Genomic DNA, 16,790 nt, shown 5'->3' on the forward strand with positions numbered 1-16,790 from the left:
GGGAGACTGCCTCGCTCACCTTTCCCGCCTTCTCCGCGTCAGGCCCGCTACTTGCCGATCCCGCATCTTGTCCCGCAGTGCGGCGACATCCCGCGCCCGAAAGAACCGCATCCGACGGCCTGCGACCCACACCTCACCAGCCGGTGTAATCTGCTCTTTCTTCAGCCACCGCTGTAAGGTGCGCACGGACCCCGCGATCTGCTCCGCTTCCTCCTGCGTCACCAGCGGGTCAGACCACTCCGGGATCGGCGTCACTTCCTCCTCACCGTCCTCCTCGACCAGGAACGGCACAGGGTTACGGTCCCGACGCTCCACCCCCCACGCATCCACCGCGTCCTGAACAGACCACACCGTGCGGAGACCATCGACAGGCGGGTGACGGTCCAGCAGCAGCTCGCCGAGGAAGGTCACCGTGTCGAGATCGTTCGAGTCGGCCTTCAGATCCGAATGCGCCCACGACACCGCCACCTCGACCGACCGGATCGCGTCGAGCAGGTCCGCACCAATCGGGGCCGGCGCCTCCACCTGCGACGACTGCGTCCGCACCTGATCCGTCACGCTCGCCTTCGACGGGTCACCCAGAGATCGCAGGCGTGCGAGGAGATCCGGGGCGTCATCGAGCAGACGACGCATCCGACCGAAGCACCCGTCACAGATCAGCGACCCGTCACGACACTCCCGCGGAGCACAGCCCCTGCACGACGAATCCCCGTCATAGTTCGGCGCCGCCGCATAGTGATCACACTGCGCATAGTGGACGCCCCGCTGAGTGCAGCCACGAACGCATACCCGATCAGACATGTTTCCTCATCGACAGCGCTCGTGCGTGCGCTTGCTCGATCGCTGCCGATGTCTCGGCGTCGGGCACGAAAAGCACGACAACGCGGCGGTTGAACCCGATACCGTATCCGTGCGTCTCCCCTACTTGGACGAACCCGCCGTCCGTGGACTGCCACTCGTGCCGCGGCCAGCCGAGCTGCCAGTCCTTCGCCCCTCCGAACTTCTCCCAGACCCGCTGCTCGTAGACCCCGAACCGCGTCGGATCGGTGACCGTCATAACCACGCTCCCGATCGGGAGCGCGTCAAGGTCAGCGCGCGACATCTCGGCCGGTTCAGAATGGTGTGTCGTCGCCATAGCTCTCTCCCTGCGGAACCGCCCACGAATCCCCCTCAGCGGGCACCGGGTCGGTCCCTCGCTGCTCGCCCTGACCGGACGGCTGCGCCGCCTGACCCTTCCCCGCTGCGCGAACCACCTGCGCAGTCGCATAGCGAAGGCTCGGGCCGATCTCATCCACCTCGAGCTCGATCGCCGTCCGGTTGTTGCCCTCACGGTCCTGATAGGTGCGCTGCTTCAACCGACCCGTCGCGACCACCCGCATGCCCTTGGTCAGCGACCCCGCGACGTGCTCGGCGAACTCACGCCACACCGACGCGCGGAGGAACAGCGGGTCGCCGTCCTTCCACTCGTTGGCCTGGCGGTCGAGGTTCCGCGGTGTCGACGCGATCGTGAAGTTCGCCACCGGCAGACCGTTCTGCGTGTACCGCAGCTCCGGATCCGCCGTCAGATTCCCGACGACCGTGATGATCGTTTCCCCGGCCATCAGCGCACCGCCTCGATGCGCTCGGCGAGCTCGTCGATGAGATCCGGGCGGAACCCCGCCCACGCCTGCTCGAACTCGTCGAGCGTCACCTTCCCGTCATTCACGATCACCACCGGCGCCGACCCCAACCCCAGCGACAACGCCGCCGCCAGGTTCCCCGGTTCCGTGATGTCGTCCACCTCGAACGCGATCCCGTGCTCCTCGAGCTTCCGCTTCGTCAGATCGCACTGCTGGCAGCTCGGCTTCGTATACACGCGAACAGTCGTCATGCCGTCTTCTCCTCGTCTCGCTCGGCCCGGATCACTGCCCGGAGCCGCTCAGTCTTTTCGTCGTAGGTCTTCAGCCGCGCCAGCTCGTGGTCGACGGGCCTCGCGGTGAGCTGCCCTTCACGCAGCAGCTTCAAGCGACGTGCGGGCCCCAGCGGGCGAGCCACGAACGCATCGAACTGGTCATCGGCAGCTGTGCGGCGGTCCGCGATCGGAACCACGCGTGCGACCCGCTCAGAAGGGCTCATCGTCGGTCCCCGTCGCCTCGAAGTGCGCGGCGAGCTTCTCCTCGTACACGCGCCTCTGCAACCACTCGTCGCGTATCAGACGGGAGTCCCGGCAAGGCCCACACTTCTTCTGCCCAGCGCCGTGCGGCATGTGGTCGTCGCAGAACATCGGGGGCGCTTCGAGCACCAGCGGACGCTCCGGCGCCTCGGGCGGCGTCGCTCGGTCCGCGCGCACCGCGTCCCACGCATCCGCCCTCGCCGCGTCCTCCGCCCGCACCCGCTCCCTCGCGCGCTCCCGCGCCCACTCGCGCTCCCGCGCGCGCCCTCCCCCCACAGCCACGGACGTCCATGGACGATCCCCCGGTGGCTCGGGCGTGCTGATCTTCGTGCGCCTCAGATCCGTCTTCAGCGGGTGCAGCAGCAGTATCCACTCCCGCTGCTCTGCGACGTATGTCGTCAGGAACCCCGCGTCCATCAACATCAGCAGGTGTTCGATCACCGTGTCTGTCGCCGGGCCGCGCTCCACCATCGGGTGCATCTGCTCGGCGATCCACTCCGGGTCCATCGGCCCCCGCCCCAGCGGGTCGAGGTTCAGCCACAGCCACATCGCCGTCGTCCTCGCCGACTCCGGCACCGGGTCGAGACGATCCAGATCCCTCGCGCTGATCATCCGCTGTTTCGTTGACACCTTGCTCGTTCCCTCTCGCAAATCCTTCGAAGCACCGGTCCAGTGCGTGCTGTACGTCCTCGGGCTCGACGTAGAAGCACTCGGTGAACCCGGCGCCTCCGGAGCCGAGCACCCACTCCGCGTCCTGCCACCCCTTGAATGCCGGCGGGAACCATCGCCGCAGCACCCGCAGGGCTTCGCGCTCCCACGTCGCGTCAGTGCCGCGCGCGCAAAGGATGATCTGCCCGCCCTGACGGATCATGTGCTCGATCCGCGACCACCGCCACGCCCGGCCGATCTTGAACGTCCAGCTCTTCTCGAACCAGACGACATAGGTCATCGCGTACTTCGGCATGCTCACGACGTCACCTCCCAGAGCGTGCGTGCGACGCCGTGCGACACGACGGGTTCGCCGCAGTTGATGCACCGTCGCGGTGCGCGCGGGCGGGACGGCATGTCCCATCCGCCACGCGCCGGCCTCTCAGCGAGGACACGGAACCCGGCCGCGCGGAGCGAAGCGCCCGACTCGCCCTCTTGCGTGTAGGTGATCAGCCGCTCGTAACCGAGCGCCTTCGCGACCTTCCATCCGTTGCGTGACAGCATGCTGTTCGCGTTCGGGGTGCCATCTGTCGCCGTCCGCAGAAGCTCGGCGGTCGCCCGGTCCCCCGAAGCGAGCGCACGTGCGACGGGGAGCCCGACGATGCCGACGCCCACGAGCACGTCGTCTACCGCCGCGCCGAACTGAGTGATCCAGATGGTGGGGTCGAAGTGATGGCGATGATGCGCTCGGACGAACGCGCGCGCGTCGGCGCGAGAGACAGGCACGATCCGGAGACTCATCCCCGTACCCCTGCCTTCTCGTCGGCGCGCACACCAGCACGCCACTCCTTATGCGTGATCGACGTCTTCGAGCACAGCCCGAACCGGTCCAGCACGTTCACCCGTTGCCCGCACAGCTCGCACTTCGGACTGTTCGCCTGCACTGCGTCGATCTCCTCGAGCGCGAGGTCGATACGTTTCCGCGCGCCGTCGTCGAGCGACCACTCACGGGACGTGTCCCGTGCCGGTTCCTCCGTCGCATCCATCGGAGGAGTGATGTCCTCAGTCACGCCGACACCCCCGATATAGTGCGGGCATGGACGCAGGATGGGCGGTCGTACTTGGCGCGCTTATCGCGCTTACGGGCTCCTCGCTGGTCCCGTGGCTGCGCGAGCACCTCTCGGCGACCCGCAGGGCACGAGAGGACGCAGAGACAAGACGACGAGACGCCATCGTGGATGTACTCGCCGCCAACTCTGCGCTCGGCTACGTGTTGGCTACCGAGTCCCGGGAGAACGCTCTCCTCGCGGTCAATGCACGCTCCCGCGCTGCCGCGCGCCTCCTGCTCGAAGTCAGCCCCGCTGAGAGGCGGTTCTTGTGGTTGCTCCTTGGCAGAGCTACGCCCGCCGCGCGCCCCTCCGAGGAACGCACCCAGGCCTCGCTGATAAGCGGTCGGATCTTCGGCTTTGAAGAGGTGCTTGTGCGTTGGTCGGCCGGAGATCTTCGCCTGGAGGATGCGCAGGAAGCCTTCGACAGGTACGTCGAGTGGCATGCACGCGAACGCGATACCGACTGAAGTATCCCCGCCCCTCATGACGCCACCGCCAGAAGAAACTCGGCGACCGCGTGCCCGAGGTCTCGTGCCGCGGGAGGCGTGACCGCGTTCCCGGCCTGCTTGACCTTGTCGCGTTTCGACCCCACGAGGTGGTAGTCGGCAGCGAAGCCCATGCCGAGCTGGATCTCGTGCGGCTCAAGCATCCGGAACCCGGCGTCGTCGACATCGAGGCTGATCGGCGCGAGCGGCTCGATGAGCGACTGGTGCCCGGCCGTTGTGAGCGTGCGCATCGGCTCCGCGACCGGCGTCGACATCTCGGCGCCGCCTTCGTTGTTCCTCATCAGCAGCGCCTGAGTCGTTGCCGTGGTGGCTGTGGGCAGCGGCTCCGTGACCGGGCGGGCGCGGTTGTTGTGCGTGTTGGTCAGCACGAGCGCGTGATGGTTGCCCTCGGCACTGACTGTGTCGATCGGGTGCGACGTCGTCTTCGCGACGCCGTGGTTGCGCAGCGGCACGACCAGCCCGGTCTCGTTGCGCGTCGACTGCGTGCGCAGCGGGTCAGCGACAGATGCCGCCGACTTCCCCTCGCGCCCCTCAACAGGGATCAACAGCGAGGCGTGCGTGCCGCCCGCGACGATCGACGGCAGCTCGCGCGTGACCGGTTCCGACCGGGACGCGTCCGCACCGCTGACGTTGTTCACGATCAGCGGTGGGATGGCGAGTCCGTGCTCCGCGCTGCCCGTCTGCACCGGCATCGGCGACTCGACCTCGGACACCCGCAGGTAGTTCGAGCCCGTCGTAATGCCGTCGTAGGTGTTCCCGGCGGCCTTCGCGATGATCGGGGCCCAGTGACGTTCGATGCCGCGGCGGATCCGCTCACGCGTTTTCTCCGCGAGCGGCTTCGCACGGTCCCCGATGCGCTGCGCGGGCAGCGACCAGTCGATGATCGACGCCGCCGGAAGCCACCCCGGCTCGACGATCTGCCAGCACTTCGGGCACCGGTAGAGGTACTGCGCCCGGTAGCGACCCCACTGCTCAGCCTTCTTGAACGCCTGCACTGCCTGGATCTCGCCGTGCTCGACACAGACCGCCATCGGCCGGGTCCACTTGGCGACGTTCGGCTGCGGGTGCTTCTTCGTCGCGAGGTCCGCGCGGTGCATCACGATGTACATGCGGTCACGAGACTGCGGCGCCGGTAGGCCGCCGATCTGCGCGTGCATGCTGTTCAGCCACACGAACTGCATCCGGTAGCCGAGAGCCTCCATCGCCATCTGCCACGCCGGGAACTGGTCCCACCGGTACGCGTCGACGACGTTCTCGAGGATGATCGCCATGTACCGGTGGTGCTCGGCGAACCGAGGGATGTCCCACATCGTCGCCCGTGACCGATTCGCGGCCTCGTCGGCCAGCGGACGGGTGCCGTCGATCTCGAACAGCGCCTGATCCTGCATCCGCTGCCGCTTGATGCCCTTCGCGATCGAGTGGTTCGTGCACTCAGGCGATCCCCACAGCACGTGCGTCTTCGGGAAGTACGCCGGATTCACCTGCGAGATGTCAGCCTGCGAGTGATCCGTGTCGGGATGGTTGATCTGGTGCGACTCGATCGCCAGCTCCCAGTGGTTCGCCGCGATGACGACCTTGTAGCCCGCTTCGATGAGCCCCGACGACGAACCGCCAGCACCGCAGAAAAGGTCCGTGACAGTGAGCCCGTTCCAGGGAGTCGTGGGCATCCGGTAGCCGACCGGCGCAGTCTTCGTCATCGTCATGCCGCCACCGCCTCGAGGTGACGGTCGACCTCGAACCGGGCCGCCGGGCGACGCTCCCGCGTCGACATCGGCACCCACCACCGGCCGGACGGATCCTGCACCGGGGTGAACAGCACCCGTTCGAGGGTCTTCCGGTGGGTGGATGCGGGGATCACGCGGAGGCCGCGGCGGATCAGCTGCAGGCGCACCTCGCCGGTCGCGGTCTCCTTGGCCGCGTTGCACAGCGAGCACGCGGCGATCAGGTTCGCGCCGTGGTCGAGCACGGCACCCGCCCCGCCCTGACCACGGTTCGCCCGGTGGTCGGCGGTCTGCGCCTCACGCGTGCACGGCTTCAGGGCGAGGAGACACAGGCCACCATCGCGGACGATGACGTCCCGCTTGTCCAACACGGTGACGGTCATCGGCGGCCGCCTGTCCGGGTCTCGCTGTCGACCGTCTTATTCGTGTTCATCAGCTCGAAGTGGCGCCGATTCACGGACGCCTGTGTGCGCTTCGCGTAGTCAACAATCACGTGAGCCTGCTCGGCTGCGCGGCGTGCTTCCCGCGTCTCGTAAGTGGCGCGATCGCGTGCCCGGGTGAGGGTGAGATTGTTCTCCTGGTAGGCGTCGATCAGACGTGCGCGTTCTGCGTCCGCGTCAACGGTCAGGTCCGCGGCGCGGGCCCCGAGATCAGCGATGGTCTTGTTCATCTCGCGGGACAGCATCGACAGGTGATGCATGGTTCGTGCGATCGTCAACGGATCCTCCGCTGATTGCTCCACGAGTGCTTCCGCTCGAGCTTCCTGCTCGGCGAACCGGTCCTCTACGGGACGGTCGTTCATCTGCGGCGTCCCTTCTTGCGGTCCTGCGCGCGACGCGCGGCACGGTTCGACGGGGGAAGGTGATCCTTCGGCTCCGGGCGTGCAGGCGCCGCGTATTCGTCGTTCGTCATCGCGGTCGCCGCGCCCGGGTCGCCGTCGACCGCGCCCTCACGGACCGCGGCGAGCCGCTTCCGCAGCTTCGTCTCAAGATCCGGCGTCACAGCGCGCGCCTTCTTCGCGTCGGCGTGCAGCGCGAGCACGGCGTCCTCGGTTGTCGCCGCGTCGACCTCAGCCGCCCAGTTGCGAGCGGTGGTCTGTGCCGGGGCCCACGGGTCGCCGGTCTCCTCGTCGGGCTCGCGGCGGTCGCCGATGACCTCGCGGAATGCCCGACGCAGTGCGGCGCGGAGCACGTAGGCGCCGAACAGCTTCATCGGCTTCGCGATCCACAGGTTCCGCCACGACTCCTCGGCGGGGACCGACTCGGCCCACGACACGACGACGACGATCGGGCGCATGCCCTTGCGGTAGACGATGGTCCGCGCGAAGGCCGGGTGCGCGGCGTCGTCGGTGGGGATCCACACCTGCATCCATGCGTCGCCGTCGACACTGAACTCGGGAGCGTCGATGCCCTCCCACTCGCCGGAGGTGATCGCGAGGCGTTCGTACTCGGCGAGAGTCTGCGCGACGTCGTCGATGTTCGCGGTCATGATGCGGCCTTCCTGGGGAGCTTGTCGACGGTGGTCGTCCACCAGATCGCGACGTTCGGGTTGTTCATCGCGGCGAGGGCGACCTTGCCGCTGGCGGACATTGCACGGATCACCCAGCGGATGCCGTCAACGGTCACGACTTCGCCGACCTTCCACGCAAGGAACTGCGAGCGGGGCTTCGTGGTGATGCTCACGGTCATACGCTCTCTCTGTTCTTGGCGGTGAGGCTCAGCGCCCGGAACCCGCTCGGCGTCCGTATGACGTAGACGGTCGGCTGCCCGCGGTGCGCCCACTGGACAACCTCGATGAGCCCGGCACGCCTCAGCTCAGCAAGACGCCTTCGCACGGCCCGGCGATCGGCGACCGACGCCGGGTCCTTTCCGCACCCTTCAGCAAGCGACTCTGCGCCACGGCAGAAGACAGGTCCTTCCGTCCCGGGGATTGATTCGAGGAGCATCCAGAGGAGCAGTCGGGTCGCACCGTCGCTGACCGCTTTTTCTGCTGCGGTCTCCATGGCCGCCCGCGTACGCGATGACATCCGATCGCTCACGGCTTGTCTCCATTTCGAGTGATTCGGAAGGTGGGGGCGGCGGGCTTGTCGGCTGAGTACAGGACGAGCGCGGCGGCCTGCTGCTCCTCGACCCGCTCGCGAGCGGTAAGCCACTCGGCGTAGGTCTCCGGCTCGGCATCCGCCCATGCGTCCTCGTCGAGGACCTTCGTCGGCGGCTTTGGCTGGAAGAACAGCGACGCGCGCGACCCGCCCTTGCGCAGCGGCTCACCCTCGGCGGGCGCGTGCTCGTCGGTGTACCCGTCGATGACCTTCCGCGCCGCCTTCTTGAGCGCGTCACCCTCGCTGGCGAGGGCGAGACCGCGGGCGTAGTCGGCGATCGCGTCGTCGACATCGTCAGGCAGGTCGTCGATCTCGGGGGCGCCGGCCTCCCGCCACTCGATGAACGCGTCCGCCTGCTTCACCAGCTGGCCGATACGGACGTCGTCACGGGGCACCCACAGGTACGACGGGTCGGCGAGCGTCGGCTCGCCGTCCTCCCCCATGACCTCCCACACGTACAGCCACCAGTCGAACCCGGTCACGTGCATGCCCCACTGCATCTGGTCGACGTGATCCGGCGGCGCGTCGGCGCGGGTCCAGCCGTGGTCGTGGGACTTCACCTCGACGCCGAAGCCGCCACGGGTGGAGTCCCAGCCGAGACCGTCAGGGGTTGCCAAATGTGCCGGGTGTGCCGGGTGCCCGAGCAGTGCCTCGTTCCCGCGGACCGCGCCGAACGTCTCGTCGGCCCAGTGCAGAAGAAACGCCTCGCGCTCGTGACCGCGGCGGGTGTGCTTGTTGCCGCGGAACGTCGATCCGTTGAGCTTGTCGGTGAGGATGCGCCGCCAGGTGCCGCGGCCGCCCTGCGCGATCGCGCGGGCCTCGGATGCGGTGACGCCCTCGGCGCGCGCAGCCAGCCCTTCCTCTGACCCCAGCGAGTCAGCGGCGACGATGCGCAGCGGCCGCTCGATCGTGTTGGTCATGACGTTCCTTTCCGGCGGCGCACACGCACCGACTGGACAGCGACCACCGCGAGGGTGCCGCAGACAATGGCGAGGGAAGCGGCCAGGCAGACGATGCTGGCCGCGAGGTACTCCGCGATCACGGGACGAGCGCGGCGAAGTCGTGGCGGCGGAACGCGAGATCGTCGCCGGAGACCGGCAGCTCGAAGTCGCTCGCCGCGGCGATGTCGTTCAGGGTGGACGCGGAGACGTGCGCGAGGAGCGTGCTCACCGCTTCGTGAATCGGGTGGTGTTCCATTCGAGTGCCCTTCGATGGATCGGTGGTCGGGTCAGAGGATGTGCGCGACGCCGGCTGCGAACAGCCCGAGCGTGATCAGCCCGGCGAACGTCGCGACGACCATCGGCGTGCCGCCGCGCAGGTCGTCGACGACGACGAGCCGGATCGGGCCGGTCGACACGCGGCGCGCGCGGACAGGTCGGGTGCGGTCGAGGTGCGGTGCGCGGACCTTCGGGGAGCGAGGCATCAGAGCCCCCGCTTGTCGAGGTCTTGGTCGATCGCGTCGAGCCGGGTCGACGTCGCCGGGTCGGCACACCAGAAGGCGAGGGTGAACACGCCCTGCAGCCACGCCCAGAGCAGCAGCAGCACGACGCCGAGGATGAATAGGCCGGTGATATGCAGCCGGGCGACGTCTGCGGCCATGAAAATCAGGGCCATGACGAACAGGCAGGGAGCGACAGTGCCACGGATCATGCGGAGACCTCCACAGCAGACAGGACCCCGAGGCGGACGCGGAGTCGCTCGAGACCGCGGGCCGTGATCCGGACCTGCGGGGGAACGGGGACGAGGATCTCGTCGTGGTTCACGCGGGGCGGCATCGCCCGCTCAGCCATGTAGCCGGCGTCGAGCGTCTTCGCGTATGGGCGCCACCGGCGCTGCTCACCGCGGTACGTCCACCCGATCTCGCCGAGCTTGTCGAACAGCCGCTGCGGGCCAGTGTCGACCCCGGCGCGCACCAGGATCGCTGCGGCATCCGCGACCGAATAGTCACCCTCGGCGTCTGCGAGCTCGTCCCACGCCTCCGCCCGGGGCGTCAGGTCGGCGATCTGCTCGTCCCGGCGGGCGAGAAGCTCCTGCGCCTGGATCACGGCGCGAGCCATCAGCTGCTCCGGAGACTCCGGGGCGGTGTAGGAACCCGTGCGGCGGACCTGCGGCAGGATGTCCTCGAACACCCAGCGCTCGAATCGTTCGGCTTCCGGGAGGCGGCTGCCGACGATCAGTCGGAGAAGGTCAGCCTCGGCGATCACACGGAAGTCCTGCACCCCACCGGCGGTGTGAAGGGGGTAGCGTTTCGCGACCCCCTTGCAGTGCTTCGAGATCGCATCGGCCGGGTTGGCGTATCCGAGGACCCGCGCGACGTCGTTCGCGACGAACCACGGCTCGCCGTCGATCATCACCGTGCGGACATCGGCGCCGTCGAAGCGGAAGATGCTCAGCCTCGACGCCTCGCGCTTGCGGAGGCCGACCTCGAACGGCGGGTGCCCGCTCACGACGACACCCCCGAGGGTGCTCCCGGCGTGGCCGAAGATTCCACGCCGGGAGCGACTCCTACGATCGGCTCAACGACATCGGGTGTGTGGGCACCCGAGTCACCAACCGAAGGAGCAGTCTCATGGCCACTGCCAGTGCGCTGAGGAAGGTCCGCGAGCAGTTCAAGACAGATGCGGAGGCGGGCAACGTCACCCGAGCGGAGATCGACGCCCTCTGGGACGTCCTGATCGAGAACGCTCAGGAGAGTGAGCGCAGCATCCGCCGTGTCGCTCAGCGCATCCGCAATATCTGACACGTCGACCACGGCGAGCGCGAACCGGGCTGTCAGTTCCTCGTCTGACCGGCCCTGGTGGATGTCGCGGAGTTCCCGGCGCGCAGTGCTTCGGGCGTTGCGTCGCTCGATCGCCCGCATCACTTCGTCGACGCTGACGCGGCGCTCCTGAGGTAGCAACTCGATCGTTGCGTCCGCGAGTTCAGGCGACTCAGCCGAGGCGTTCATGCTGCACGCTCCGGAGCAAAGTCCCCGCCCCAGCCACCGCGAGACGGCATCGGTACGCTGAGCGACATGGACTGGAACGCCGTCTCTGGAATCGCGGATGTCGTGGCTGCCTCGCTCACCCTGATCGCGATAGTCGTAGCCTTCCAGGCACTCCGTCCAGCGCTTCGCACAGTCCGCGAAGAGTACGAGCCCCATCTTCTTTGGGTTCTGCGCTCCCCCGAAGAAGGCGTCGGCGTCACCCCCGACACCACCTGGTCGCTGGTGCTCAGGAACACGGGACGCACAGACGTGTTCGGCGTTATCACCGTGATTTCGCGGCCCGACAGCAGCGGTTTGCCAATCGAGTGGCCATTCCTTGCTGAGCACATCGCAGGCGGCAGTGAGATCATCGTCCCGCTCACGAGGTTCAGGGCCCCCTCGGTGCTTCTTGACGCACTCATGGATACGGCGTCCGGAGGGCAGGCGATGGAAGACATCGGTTACTTCACCGCCCAGGGAAAGAGGCGCGCCCAGAAAGAACCACGGCTAGCGATTGGGGACGGCTGGCGCACCTCGTAGGTCGGCACCCTGCTCGGCAACCACTCGGGGCGATCCAACGGCGTGAAGAACGCGTATCCCTCTGCTTCGAACCTTGCCCTCTCGGCCTCGTCCACCGAGTACCGAAAACGTCCGCGCGGGGAGTCCTCGACCGTCCAACCGGTCCCGTCACGCCGCCCGAATCCGACTCCCGAACGCCCCTCAAAAACCTTCTGCCACTGATCAACGACGCGCGACACGATCGGGGCGTTCATGCTGCACGCTCACCGGACTCGAGTTCCGGGAAGAACCGAGTAACCGGCACGCTGAACGCGACGGCGAGCTTGAAGACCTCCGGCGCGGTGAACGCGACCCGGCCGCTGTAACGCTCCACGACGCTGGGACGGGAGAGGCCCAGAACGTCAGCGACGCTCTTCTGCGTGAAGCGCTTCTCGGCGGCGACGCCGCGCACCTTTGCCGCAATTACTTCATTGGGGGTTGGCATGCCTGCCAGTGTGGCACGAAATCCTTACACAAACCAGCCCTAGGTCACTGGGTTAGCATCTTTTCTGTTCGTCCTGTTCGTGATCCTTGATCTTGTGTAAAGAAATCCATACACTTTGGGCATGAGTACACCAGGGGACATCCGCGAGCTTCGGCCGAACGCGGACACCACGCGAGCCGCACGCGCTCGCTTCGTGCACAACGCACTCAAGAGCGAGCGCTGGTCGGTCCGTCAGGCCGCGATGCGCATCGGGACGAACCACACATCGCTGGGAACGCGCATGCGCGGAGAGACGCCATTCCTCGCCGAAGAAATCGAGGCGATCGCCGCGCTACTGAAGCGCGATCCGGTGGTGTTCTTCGCGGAATACATCGCTGCGGGACAGGCGACACCGCCCGATGGTTCGGTGGGCCCTGCCGGGATCGAACCGACGACATCCACGGTGTAAACGTGGCGCTCTACCAGCTGAGCTAAAGGCCCTCGACGGACGATTCTACGGTGCGTGCATCCCGGCTCAGTGCACCCCCAACCGCGCTAGGCTGGCGGACGGTGATTGTGCACGACCGACAACGTCGTGCGTCCATCGGTAGCGAATACCTGGCATGACCTGCCAGAACGACGAAAGGTCTCGCGTGACTGTCAACGACCAGGATCCCTACTCTCAGGAGCCGCTGGACAGCGACCCTGAAGAAACGTCGGAGTGGCAGGAGTCCCTGCAGCAGCTCGTTCAGGCAAAGGGTCACGGCCGCGGCCGCGAGATCATGCTGAGCCTGCTGCAAACGTCGCGAGAACTGCAGCTCAATGTGCCGCAGGTCCCTACGACCGACTACATCAACACGATCGCGCCGGACAACGAACCGGAGTTCCCCGGTGACGAAGAGCTCGAGCGGCGCTATCGCCGGTGGATCCGCTGGAACGCCGCTGTCACGGTGCACCGTGCGCAGCGCCCCGGCATCGGCGTCGGCGGCCACATCTCGACCTACGCGTCTTCGGCCTCGCTGTATGAAGTCGGGTTCAACCACTTCTTCCGCGGCCTCGACCACCCCAGCGGTGGCGACCAGATCTTTATCCAGGGTCACGCCTCGCCCGGCATCTATGCGCGCTCGTTCCTCGAAGGACGCCTCACCGAGGCCCAGCTCGACGGGTTCCGCCAGGAGAAGTCTCAGGCGCCGAACGGCATCCCGTCCTACCCGCACCCCCGGCTCATGGGCGACTACTGGCAGTTCCCGACGGTCTCGATGGGGCTCGGCCCCATCAACGCCATCTACCAGGCGATGACCAACAAGTACCTGACGAACCGCGGCATCAAAGACGTCGGAGACTCCCACGTGTGGGCGTTCCTGGGCGACGGCGAGATGGACGAGGTCGAGAGCCGCGGCCAGTTGCAGGTCGCCGCGAACGAAGGACTCGACAACCTCACGTTCGTCGTGAACTGCAACTTGCAGCGCCTCGACGGCCCCGTCCGCGGAAACGGCAAGATCATCCAGGAGCTCGAGAGCTTCTTCCGCGGCGCCGGCTGGAACGTCATCAAGGTCGTGTGGGGCAGCGGATGGGACGAACTGCTCTCGCAGGACGCCGACGGCGCGCTCGTGCGCCTCATGAACACGACGCCTGACGGCGATTACCAGACCTACCGCGCAGAAGACGGCGGTTTCATCCGCGACCACTTCTTCGGCCGCGACGAGCGCACAGCCGCTCTGGTGAAGGACTGGTCCGACGAGGACATCTGGGGCAAGCTGCGCCGCGGTGGCCTGGACTACCGCAAGGTGTACGCCGCCTACAAGGCCGCGACCGAGCACAAGGGCCAGCCGACCGTCATCCTCGCCAAGACGATCAAGGGCTACGGTCTCGGTCATCACTTCGAGGGTCGGAACGCGACCCACCAGATGAAGAAGATGACCCTCGACGACCTCAAGCACTTCCGCGACTCGATGCGCATCCCGATCACGGATGCGCAGCTCGAAGAGAACCCGTACCTGCCGCCGTACTACAACCCCGGTGAGAAGGACGAGACGATCCAGTACCTGCGCGAGCGTCGCCGTGCGCTCGGCGGATTCCTACCCGAGCGCCGCTCGCATCACGTCGACATCGTCCTCCCCGGTGACGAGGCGTACGCGATGCCGAAGAAGGGTTCCGGAACGCAGGAGATCGCCACGACGATGGCGTTCGTCCGTCTGCTGAAGGACCTGCTGCGCTCGAAGGACTTCGGTCACCGCATCGTGCCGATCATCCCCGACGAAGCCCGCACGTTCGGCATGGACGCGTACTTCCCCACGGCGAAGATCTACAACCCGCACGGCCAGAACTACACCTCGGTCGACCGCGAGCTGCTTCTGGCGTACAAGGAGAGCCCGCAGGGGCAGATCATGCACGTCGGCATCAACGAGGCCGGCGCGGTGGCTGCGTTCACCGCGACGGGCACGTCGTACTCGACGCACGGCGAGCCGCTCATCCCCGTCTACGTCTTCTACTCGATGTTCGGTTTCCAGCGCACGGGCGACGCGCAGTGGGCGGCCGGCGACCAGATGGCGCGCGGCTTCATCATCGGCGCGACCGCGGGGCGGACGACCCTCACGGGTGAAGGCCTGCAGCACGCCGACGGCCACTCGCACCTGCTCGCTTCGACGAACCCCGCCACGGTGTCCTACGACCCGGCCTACGGCTACGAGATCGCGCACATCGTGCGTGACGGACTCGAGCGCATGTACGGCGGCACGCACCCGGATCCCAACGTCATGTACTACATGACGGTGTACAACGAGCCGCTCGTGCAGCCCGCCGAGCCCGCGGATGTTGACGTCGAAGGCATCCGCCGCGGCATCCACCGTATCTCGTCGTCCGAGGGCGACGGACCCCGCGCGCAGCTGCTCGCGTCGGGTGTCGGTGTGCCGTGGGCGCTCGAGGCGCAGGAACTGCTGCGCAAGGACTGGGGCGTTCACGCCGATGTCTGGTCGGTCACGTCGTGGACCGAGCTGCGCCGCGACGGCCTGGCCGTCGACGAGCACAACTTCCTGAACCCCGCCGACGAGCCGAAGACGGCGTACATCACCGACAAGCTGCGCGGCACGCCCGGCCCGGTCGTCGCCGTGAGCGACTTCATGAACGCCGTGCAGGACCAGATTCGCCCCTGGGTCGAGCACAATTACTGGACGCTCGGCGCCGACGGATTCGGCTTCTCGGACACCCGCGCGGCAGCGCGCCGCTTCTTCAAGATCGACGGCCCGTCGATGGTCGTCCGCACGCTGCAGGCTCTTGCGGCCGAGGGCACGGTCGATGTGTCCCTCGCGGCGCAGGCGATCGAGAAGTACCGGTTGAACGATGTCAACGCGGGAACGAGCGGAAACGCGGGTGGCGAGAGCTGACCCGCGCGATGCCCGCATCCTCAGAAGGAGACAAGACCGAGACGCTCGCGTGGCTGCGGCGCATCTCGGGCGATCTCGCGACAGCGACGATCCAGCGCCTCGATGACACTCTGCCCTGGTACGCCGACATGCCCCCCGCGCGTCGGTCTGCCGTGGGCCTGGTGGCGCAGGCCGGGATCACGGCGTTCATCCAGTGGTACGAGGATCCGACGTCGACGCCCTGGATCGCCGCCGACATCTTCGCCGCCGCGCCGCGCGAGCTGCTGCGCAGCGTCAGCCTCCAGCAGACGCTGCAGCTGATCCGCGTCACGGTCGGGGTGACAGAGGAGCGTGTCGCGGGCAGGGGCGAGCATCTGCGCGAGGCGATCCTGCTCTACTCGCGCGATGTCGCCTTCGCCGCCGCCGACGTGTACGCCCGCGCGGCCGAGGCCCGGGGACTGTGGGATGCCCGACTTGAGGCGCTCGTCGTCGATTCGATCTTGACGGGCGAAGCCGATGACGAGCTGCCGAGCCGGATCGCTGCCCTCGGCTGGCACGGTCACGGCGAGGTCGCCGTTCTCGTGGGCACGACTCCGCCGCAGCTCGATGTCGATCAGCTGCGGCGCGTCGCACGCAAGCTGGGCATCGACGTGCTGATCGGTGTGCAGGGGTCACGGCTCGTGCTCGTGATCGGACGAGCCGATGTCGCGGGTCGTGAGGACGTCCCCGTGGACCTGCCGTTCATCGAGATCGCGAAACGCCTCGAGCCGGGCTTCGGTCCGGGGCACCTCGTGCTCGGGAGTACCGTGCCGGCGCTCGTCGATGCGGGCCAGAGCGCGCGTGCCGCCCTCGCGGGATTCGCTGTCGCGCGAGCCTGGCGCCACGCGCCGCGACCCGTCGAGGCCGACGACCTGCTCCCCGAGCGTGCCCTTGCGGGGGACCCGCTCGCGAAGGTCACCCTCGTCGAGCGCATCTACCGGCCCCTGCAGGCGCACAGCGCCGACCTCGTGGCGACCCTGTGGAGCTACCTCGACAACGGCCGCTCGCTCGAGGCGACGGCGCGCGAGCTGTTCGTGCATCCCAATACGGTGCGCTATCGGCTCAAGCGCGTCTCCGAAGTGATCGGGTGGGATGCCACGGGACCGCGCGAAGCGCTCATCCTGCAGACGTCGCTCATCCTCGGCTCGATCGGGTCGGATTCCGTGCGCCGGCGCCCCACGGCCCGGCGATCGGCGTCATGATGGGCA

At 67.5% G+C, this 16,790-nt stretch carries 25 protein-coding genes and 1 tRNA gene; 5 read left to right on the forward strand and 21 right to left on the reverse strand.

All coding sequences use genetic code 11. From position 1 onward, the window contains the following. Positions 1-15: 15 nt before the first annotated feature. The 8 genes from AC25Y0_RS04725 to AC25Y0_RS04760 form a co-directional block, all read right to left on the reverse strand. Positions 16-558 carry a hypothetical protein gene (locus tag AC25Y0_RS04725; RefSeq protein ID WP_488134287.1) on the reverse strand — a complete coding sequence of 181 codons (543 nt, stop codon included), beginning with the start codon at positions 556-558 and terminating at the stop codon, positions 16-18. Between the two features lie 235 nt (positions 559-793). Continuing rightward, the gene (locus AC25Y0_RS04730) at positions 794-1,057 is read right to left on the reverse strand and encodes a hypothetical protein (RefSeq protein WP_488134288.1); all 264 of its coding nucleotides are present in this window, start codon (positions 1,055-1,057) and stop codon (positions 794-796) included. 55 nt (positions 1,058-1,112) lie between these two features. Next, positions 1,113-1,601 (reverse strand): single-stranded DNA-binding protein, encoded by a 489-nt coding sequence (locus AC25Y0_RS04735; protein WP_488134289.1) that lies wholly within the window; start codon positions 1,599-1,601, stop codon positions 1,113-1,115. Next, positions 1,601-1,870: a glutaredoxin domain-containing protein gene (locus AC25Y0_RS04740; protein ID WP_488134290.1), complete on the reverse strand. Its 270-nt coding sequence runs from the start codon at positions 1,868-1,870 to the stop codon at positions 1,601-1,603. Before AC25Y0_RS04740 ends, AC25Y0_RS04735 begins: the two co-directional genes overlap by 1 nt. Continuing rightward, positions 1,867-2,115, reverse strand: coding sequence for a hypothetical protein (locus AC25Y0_RS04745; RefSeq protein WP_488134291.1), 249 nt, complete (start codon positions 2,113-2,115; stop codon positions 1,867-1,869). The genes AC25Y0_RS04740 and AC25Y0_RS04745 overlap by 4 nt, the downstream gene beginning before the upstream one ends. Continuing rightward, positions 2,102-2,764 (reverse strand): hypothetical protein, encoded by a 663-nt coding sequence (locus tag AC25Y0_RS04750; protein WP_488134292.1) that lies wholly within the window; start codon positions 2,762-2,764, stop codon positions 2,102-2,104. The genes AC25Y0_RS04745 and AC25Y0_RS04750 overlap by 14 nt, the downstream gene beginning before the upstream one ends. 354 nt (positions 2,765-3,118) lie before the next feature. Further along, positions 3,119-3,586 carry an XF1762 family protein gene (locus AC25Y0_RS04755; protein ID WP_488134293.1) on the reverse strand — a complete coding sequence of 156 codons (468 nt, stop codon included), beginning with the start codon at positions 3,584-3,586 and terminating at the stop codon, positions 3,119-3,121. An 11-nt stretch (positions 3,587-3,597) separates the two neighbouring features. Further along, complete coding sequence (locus AC25Y0_RS04760) at positions 3,598-3,870, reverse strand: hypothetical protein (RefSeq protein ID WP_488134294.1); 273 nt, start codon at positions 3,868-3,870, stop codon at positions 3,598-3,600. Between the two features lie 26 nt (positions 3,871-3,896). On the opposite strand from AC25Y0_RS04760, the gene AC25Y0_RS04765 reads away from it, so the two are divergent. Then, positions 3,897-4,376, forward strand: coding sequence for a hypothetical protein (locus AC25Y0_RS04765; RefSeq protein ID WP_488134295.1), 480 nt, complete (start codon positions 3,897-3,899; stop codon positions 4,374-4,376). Between the two features lie 14 nt (positions 4,377-4,390). On the opposite strand, the gene AC25Y0_RS04770 is transcribed toward AC25Y0_RS04765, so the two are convergent. The 11 genes from AC25Y0_RS04770 to AC25Y0_RS04820 form a co-directional block, all read right to left on the reverse strand. Continuing rightward, the gene (locus AC25Y0_RS04770) at positions 4,391-6,118 is read right to left on the reverse strand and encodes a DNA cytosine methyltransferase (RefSeq protein WP_488134296.1); all 1,728 of its coding nucleotides are present in this window, start codon (positions 6,116-6,118) and stop codon (positions 4,391-4,393) included. After that, complete coding sequence (locus AC25Y0_RS04775; protein ID WP_488134297.1) at positions 6,115-6,519, reverse strand: HNH endonuclease; 405 nt, start codon at positions 6,517-6,519, stop codon at positions 6,115-6,117. The genes AC25Y0_RS04770 and AC25Y0_RS04775 overlap by 4 nt, the downstream gene beginning before the upstream one ends. Next, positions 6,516-6,938, reverse strand: coding sequence for a hypothetical protein (locus tag AC25Y0_RS04780; protein ID WP_488134298.1), 423 nt, complete (start codon positions 6,936-6,938; stop codon positions 6,516-6,518). Before AC25Y0_RS04780 ends, AC25Y0_RS04775 begins: the two co-directional genes overlap by 4 nt. Next, positions 6,935-7,624, reverse strand: a complete 690-nt coding sequence (locus AC25Y0_RS04785; protein ID WP_488134299.1) for a hypothetical protein — start codon at positions 7,622-7,624, stop codon at positions 6,935-6,937. Before AC25Y0_RS04785 ends, AC25Y0_RS04780 begins: the two co-directional genes overlap by 4 nt. After that, positions 7,621-7,818, reverse strand: a complete 198-nt coding sequence (locus tag AC25Y0_RS04790) for a hypothetical protein (RefSeq protein ID WP_488134300.1) — start codon at positions 7,816-7,818, stop codon at positions 7,621-7,623. The genes AC25Y0_RS04785 and AC25Y0_RS04790 overlap by 4 nt, the downstream gene beginning before the upstream one ends. 2 nt (positions 7,819-7,820) lie before the next feature. Continuing rightward, entirely contained in the window at positions 7,821-8,138 is a 318-nt protein-coding gene (locus AC25Y0_RS04795; RefSeq protein ID WP_488134301.1) for a hypothetical protein, read from the reverse strand. A gap of 32 nt (positions 8,139-8,170) precedes the next feature. Continuing rightward, the gene (locus tag AC25Y0_RS04800; RefSeq protein WP_488134302.1) at positions 8,171-9,154 is read right to left on the reverse strand and encodes a YqaJ viral recombinase family protein; all 984 of its coding nucleotides are present in this window, start codon (positions 9,152-9,154) and stop codon (positions 8,171-8,173) included. Between the two features lie 118 nt (positions 9,155-9,272). Continuing rightward, positions 9,273-9,404 carry a hypothetical protein gene (locus AC25Y0_RS04805; protein ID WP_488134303.1) on the reverse strand — a complete coding sequence of 44 codons (132 nt, stop codon included), beginning with the start codon at positions 9,402-9,404 and terminating at the stop codon, positions 9,273-9,275. 58 nt (positions 9,405-9,462) lie between these two features. Continuing rightward, on the reverse strand, positions 9,463-9,657 hold the full coding sequence (locus tag AC25Y0_RS04810; RefSeq protein WP_488134304.1) for a hypothetical protein: 195 nt from the start codon (positions 9,655-9,657) through the stop codon (positions 9,463-9,465). Next, on the reverse strand, positions 9,657-9,884 hold the full coding sequence (locus AC25Y0_RS04815) for a hypothetical protein (RefSeq protein ID WP_488134305.1): 228 nt from the start codon (positions 9,882-9,884) through the stop codon (positions 9,657-9,659). The genes AC25Y0_RS04810 and AC25Y0_RS04815 overlap by 1 nt, the downstream gene beginning before the upstream one ends. Then, entirely contained in the window at positions 9,881-10,681 is an 801-nt protein-coding gene (locus AC25Y0_RS04820; RefSeq protein WP_488134306.1) for a BRO family protein, read from the reverse strand. Before AC25Y0_RS04820 ends, AC25Y0_RS04815 begins: the two co-directional genes overlap by 4 nt. 122 nt (positions 10,682-10,803) lie before the next feature. Here AC25Y0_RS04820 and AC25Y0_RS04825 point away from each other — a divergent pair, with 122 nt between their 5' ends. Further along, a complete protein-coding gene (locus tag AC25Y0_RS04825; RefSeq protein ID WP_488134307.1) occupies positions 10,804-10,974 on the forward strand; it encodes a hypothetical protein in 171 nt (56 codons plus the stop codon). Positions 10,975-11,247: 273 nt separating this feature from the next. After that, positions 11,248-11,739, forward strand: coding sequence for a hypothetical protein (locus AC25Y0_RS04830; RefSeq protein ID WP_488134308.1), 492 nt, complete (start codon positions 11,248-11,250; stop codon positions 11,737-11,739). Between the two features lie 229 nt (positions 11,740-11,968). On the opposite strand, the gene AC25Y0_RS04835 is transcribed toward AC25Y0_RS04830, so the two are convergent. Then, a complete protein-coding gene (locus AC25Y0_RS04835) occupies positions 11,969-12,202 on the reverse strand; it encodes a helix-turn-helix domain-containing protein (protein WP_488134309.1) in 234 nt (77 codons plus the stop codon). A gap of 407 nt (positions 12,203-12,609) precedes the next feature. Next, positions 12,610-12,682: transfer RNA gene (locus AC25Y0_RS04840), tRNA-Val, on the reverse strand. Between the two features lie 152 nt (positions 12,683-12,834). Here AC25Y0_RS04840 and aceE point away from each other — a divergent pair. Together aceE and AC25Y0_RS04850 are read left to right on the forward strand one after the other, a co-directional pair. After that, positions 12,835-15,564, forward strand: a complete 2,730-nt coding sequence (aceE, locus tag AC25Y0_RS04845; protein ID WP_488123192.1) for a pyruvate dehydrogenase (acetyl-transferring), homodimeric type — start codon at positions 12,835-12,837, stop codon at positions 15,562-15,564. Positions 15,565-15,572: 8 nt separating this feature from the next. Further along, positions 15,573-16,784, forward strand: a complete 1,212-nt coding sequence (locus AC25Y0_RS04850) for a PucR family transcriptional regulator (protein WP_488123193.1) — start codon at positions 15,573-15,575, stop codon at positions 16,782-16,784. The last annotated feature ends 6 nt before the right edge of the window (positions 16,785-16,790 follow it).

The organism is Microbacterium sp. Y547 (assembly GCF_057669785.1).

Coding starts and splice junctions, on each gene's coding strand:
- AC25Y0_RS04775 (WP_488134297.1), bottom strand. CDS start 6,519: ATGACCGTCACCGTGTTGGACAAGCGGGACGTCATCGTCCGCGATGGT.
- AC25Y0_RS04850 (WP_488123193.1), top strand. CDS start 15,573: ATGCCCGCATCCTCAGAAGGAGACAAGACCGAGACGCTCGCGTGGCTG.
- AC25Y0_RS04745 (WP_488134291.1), bottom strand. CDS start 2,115: ATGAGCCCTTCTGAGCGGGTCGCACGCGTGGTTCCGATCGCGGACCGC.
- AC25Y0_RS04730 (WP_488134288.1), bottom strand. CDS start 1,057: ATGACGGTCACCGATCCGACGCGGTTCGGGGTCTACGAGCAGCGGGTC.
- AC25Y0_RS04835 (WP_488134309.1), bottom strand. CDS start 12,202: ATGCCAACCCCCAATGAAGTAATTGCGGCAAAGGTGCGCGGCGTCGCC.
- AC25Y0_RS04785 (WP_488134299.1), bottom strand. CDS start 7,624: ATGACCGCGAACATCGACGACGTCGCGCAGACTCTCGCCGAGTACGAA.
- AC25Y0_RS04825 (WP_488134307.1), top strand. CDS start 10,804: ATGGCCACTGCCAGTGCGCTGAGGAAGGTCCGCGAGCAGTTCAAGACA.
- AC25Y0_RS04735 (WP_488134289.1), bottom strand. CDS start 1,601: ATGGCCGGGGAAACGATCATCACGGTCGTCGGGAATCTGACGGCGGAT.
- AC25Y0_RS04765 (WP_488134295.1), top strand. CDS start 3,897: ATGGACGCAGGATGGGCGGTCGTACTTGGCGCGCTTATCGCGCTTACG.
- AC25Y0_RS04770 (WP_488134296.1), bottom strand. CDS start 6,118: ATGACGATGACGAAGACTGCGCCGGTCGGCTACCGGATGCCCACGACT.
- AC25Y0_RS04815 (WP_488134305.1), bottom strand. CDS start 9,884: ATGATCCGTGGCACTGTCGCTCCCTGCCTGTTCGTCATGGCCCTGATT.
- AC25Y0_RS04740 (WP_488134290.1), bottom strand. CDS start 1,870: ATGACGACTGTTCGCGTGTATACGAAGCCGAGCTGCCAGCAGTGCGAT.
- AC25Y0_RS04750 (WP_488134292.1), bottom strand. CDS start 2,764: ATGATCAGCGCGAGGGATCTGGATCGTCTCGACCCGGTGCCGGAGTCG.
- AC25Y0_RS04800 (WP_488134302.1), bottom strand. CDS start 9,154: ATGACCAACACGATCGAGCGGCCGCTGCGCATCGTCGCCGCTGACTCG.
- AC25Y0_RS04795 (WP_488134301.1), bottom strand. CDS start 8,138: ATGGAGACCGCAGCAGAAAAAGCGGTCAGCGACGGTGCGACCCGACTG.
- AC25Y0_RS04830 (WP_488134308.1), top strand. CDS start 11,248: ATGGACTGGAACGCCGTCTCTGGAATCGCGGATGTCGTGGCTGCCTCG.
- AC25Y0_RS04780 (WP_488134298.1), bottom strand. CDS start 6,938: ATGAACGACCGTCCCGTAGAGGACCGGTTCGCCGAGCAGGAAGCTCGA.
- AC25Y0_RS04810 (WP_488134304.1), bottom strand. CDS start 9,657: ATGCCTCGCTCCCCGAAGGTCCGCGCACCGCACCTCGACCGCACCCGA.